This is a genomic window from Salinicola salarius, from assembly GCF_002179555.1.
Taxonomy (GTDB): domain Bacteria; phylum Pseudomonadota; class Gammaproteobacteria; order Pseudomonadales; family Halomonadaceae; genus Salinicola; species Salinicola salarius_A.
In genome coordinates this window covers 1-2957 of sequence record NZ_NHOU01000082.1, presented here as the reverse complement: position 1 = coordinate 2957, position 2957 = coordinate 1, and the positions used below count along the sequence as shown (strand labels likewise).

Annotated in this window: 2 protein-coding genes and 1 pseudogene; all 3 read right to left on the bottom strand. The window is 57.2% G+C overall.

Going from position 1 to position 2957, the window contains the following annotated elements:
• Positions 1-731: 731 nt before the first annotated feature.
• Positions 732-1964, bottom strand: coding sequence for a type II toxin-antitoxin system HipA family toxin (locus tag CCD76_RS19020; protein ID WP_087721061.1), 1233 nt, complete (start codon positions 1962-1964; stop codon positions 732-734).
• Entirely contained in the window at positions 1964-2338 is a 375-nt protein-coding gene (locus CCD76_RS20700; RefSeq protein ID WP_087721062.1) for a helix-turn-helix domain-containing protein, read from the bottom strand. Before CCD76_RS20700 ends, CCD76_RS19020 begins: the two co-directional genes overlap by 1 nt.
• Before the next feature lie 329 nt (positions 2339-2667).
• Positions 2668-2957 (bottom strand): annotated as a pseudogene (locus CCD76_RS19010) (sulfite exporter TauE/SafE family protein); the annotation flags it as partial.

Genomic DNA, 2957 nt, shown 5'->3' with positions numbered 1-2957 from the left:
CGGGCGTGGTCTCGAATACCTCGCCCATCTGTCGCTGCGTCAGCCATACCGTCTCGCGGCCTTCGTCCAGACGCACGTCGACCGCCTTCTCGGCATCTTCATAGATCAGGATTTGTGGTTGTTCGCCCATATCCGTTTTGTTCGAGTAATTTCACTATCAACCGACGGTAACACGCCCGCTCGAGCGATACGGCATACCTGCGCTAATCGACGAGTCCGACAAGCACGATTACGATATAGAACCAGCGATCATGAACGCTATCAAGCCACCGGATCTCTTTGCCAAAGTAATAACGAAGAGCTCGCTGCAGAAGTCACCAATCACGTGCGCCGCGATCATGCAATGGTTCGCGAGGAACCCTCGGAGAGCGTTGCAGTACCTGGAGGCATCGGTGAATGGAAACACAGAGTCATCAACATCATGGGTAACTATCTTTAAATGCCTAGGCTTTGTCTGAAAACTGCCTGCGCTCGGCCATACGGCGTTAAAAATCGGCTCAAAGTACTCATTTACGACCTGTAAACTGGTACGCCAGCCCGGTCCGTTTTCGCCAATTTTGATTCGCTACGCTCACCCTTCGGGCCAGCCTTCGGCTGTTACTCCCTACGGTCGTTGCGCCTTGTCTAATCATCGCTCGCCGACTTTTCAGACGAGGCCTAGAAAATAGAGCCACAGGTCATCAAGATCAGGCATAGTTTTATAAAAATCACTTCATAATCCACAGCACAGTTCACAAACCAGACTCAAAAGCGGGCGAAAAATCGGTCAAATCCCGACTCCTCATACCTATGTTCTTCCCCAAGGAGCGCCATGTTTCTACGGCCTCTGCCACTTCATCCCAGATTGCCACCGCTTCCTGTACGCTCAACCTGAAGTACGGCGCCCCCTCCATGAGTATTTGGCGACTATCGATCGGGCCAGAGTCTTCGGTCAACCATGTCTTGCTTTCACGGCGATCGCCCGGCATGGGATTGAGATCGAATGCCGGAGCGAGACGCCAACCACGACGCCGAGCGTCATAAAGCAGCCCTGTATTACGCAGATGGTCATCCGTGTTGCAAATGAGGAAATTGAAAACCAGACGTCGCCACAGCTCGTGAATGTCGGCGATAGGGTCGGAACCGGACTGCAATAATATGTCCACGAGCTCGGTATAGGCGTGATCGTCGTCGCGTCCGCTCGTCTGCAGCATGGTAGCGGCCGACACGTACGGGATGCGTCCTCCACCGGTACGGTCGAATCGGCGAATCACCGCCACGGCCGTGCCCTGGATGAGCTCCACACGCGCCGACGCGGCACGAATGCCTGCCCGAATCGCCAGGTTCATAGCCAGCACCTCCCCCCGAATCACGTCACGTTGGTCCGTCTGACTCGGGAACTTGCCTAGAGCCAGCCAGCCATCGGTATCCAGGACCGTCGACTTCGGACGCGCGCCGCCCAACGACGTTCCCTGCCCGAGGAGATATTGCAGATCTTGCGCACTCTCCACACCCTCTTCCAGCGCCCGAGCGGCATGAAGAACTTTGTCCAGCTCCACCAGCGGAGGAACATGACGATGAGTGCCCTCAGTGTGCAGATAGATACCGCGCTGAGGATCGAAGAGGCGCAAGGCCCCGACACGTGCTTCATCATCGACCCAGGTGAGAAAATCGACCGGCGCCAGCGGCGGGAGGTCGCACCCCTGCTGGCGCGACTTGGCGTGCGCGCGGCGGATAACCCGCTCCCCCCAGGAATCCGGCGCCGTGTCTTCCAACGCCCGGAAAAACACGCCCTGTGGATATTGGACTCCGGGAACCGGCTGCAGGTCTGGTGATACCGTAAAGAACCGCGGGTCCTGCAACCAGCGTTCGTCGTAGCGGAAGGCGCTGCGCTTTCCGCTGCCCAGGTACAGGCGTCCGATAAGTTTGCCATCCGTACCGAGATGGATGTCGAGATCCTGGCGTTGTGCTTTCCTGGTCGCCATCAAAAGCCCTCGAGCTCATCGCCACCAGTGGCACCGCCTTCTCTCCCCGACTCCTCCGATGGCCTTGCCTTCTGTTTTTTCCCACCGGCTGCCCGTACCCGTTGGGGCAACTGTTCCTGCGCCAGTTCCAGGCCTAATGTGTCTTGTTCCAGCGCCATGACCCTGACCACATCCTCGAGGCGACCAAGCACATGCAGGGCGCGTAGGAACGTGTGCAATGCGGTCCCAGGGTAACCATCTTCCATGCGTCGGACCGTACTGAGTGATGTCCCCATACGCTGCGCCAGGTCTTCCTGCGTCAATCGACGCATGCGGCGAGCCGTTGATAGATCATGGCCGAGATTACTCAGGGCACGCGCCACGGGAGGCGGCATTGCAACCTGGCTGCCAGAGCGATTGGAACCTGAAGACACCATACCCAAACCATCCAAATATGAACTATAGATTCTTTTTAAGATTCAAATTTGACCACCTCAACAGAAACAAATCAAGCGCAACGCTATACCAATATGCCATATTTGAACATTTATTGGATTTTTTACATCAAATATAGATGATTATGAATAATCCCAAGCATTGCAGCTGGCGCGACGACATTGAAAGCTTTGGCAGCCTGCCGGCTGGCCACTTGCCGCCTACGCCAAGGGACCCCCTGATTATGGAACGTATTCGCTCAGCCGCCGTCGTGAAAATCCGAATCGCCTCAGTGCATGACGACCATCACCGCCAGCGCTACCGTCAGCAGTAACAGGTACACCCCGGCATGAACGCGATCGGGAATGCGCCCGATCCCCAGCGATGCCAGGCGGATGCCGAACCACGACCCCACCGCCAGTGCCAGCAAGGCGCGCAGATCCACATACCCCGCATACCAGGCGCCCAGAGGGGCATCGCCGGCCGACAACAGCACATAGGTGGCGGTGCCACTGATCGCCATCGGCAACGACAACGGATTGGCCATCGCCGTGGCCGCCGTCATGCTGGCCCCTCTGC

What these genes read in the sequence shown, in the direction of transcription:
- CCD76_RS19020 (WP_087721061.1), bottom strand. Translation starts at nt 1,964, where the DNA reads ATGGCGACCAGGAAAGCACAACGCCAGGATCTCGACATCCATCTCGGT.
- CCD76_RS20700 (WP_087721062.1), bottom strand. Translation starts at nt 2,338, where the DNA reads ATGCCGCCTCCCGTGGCGCGTGCCCTGAGTAATCTCGGCCATGATCTA.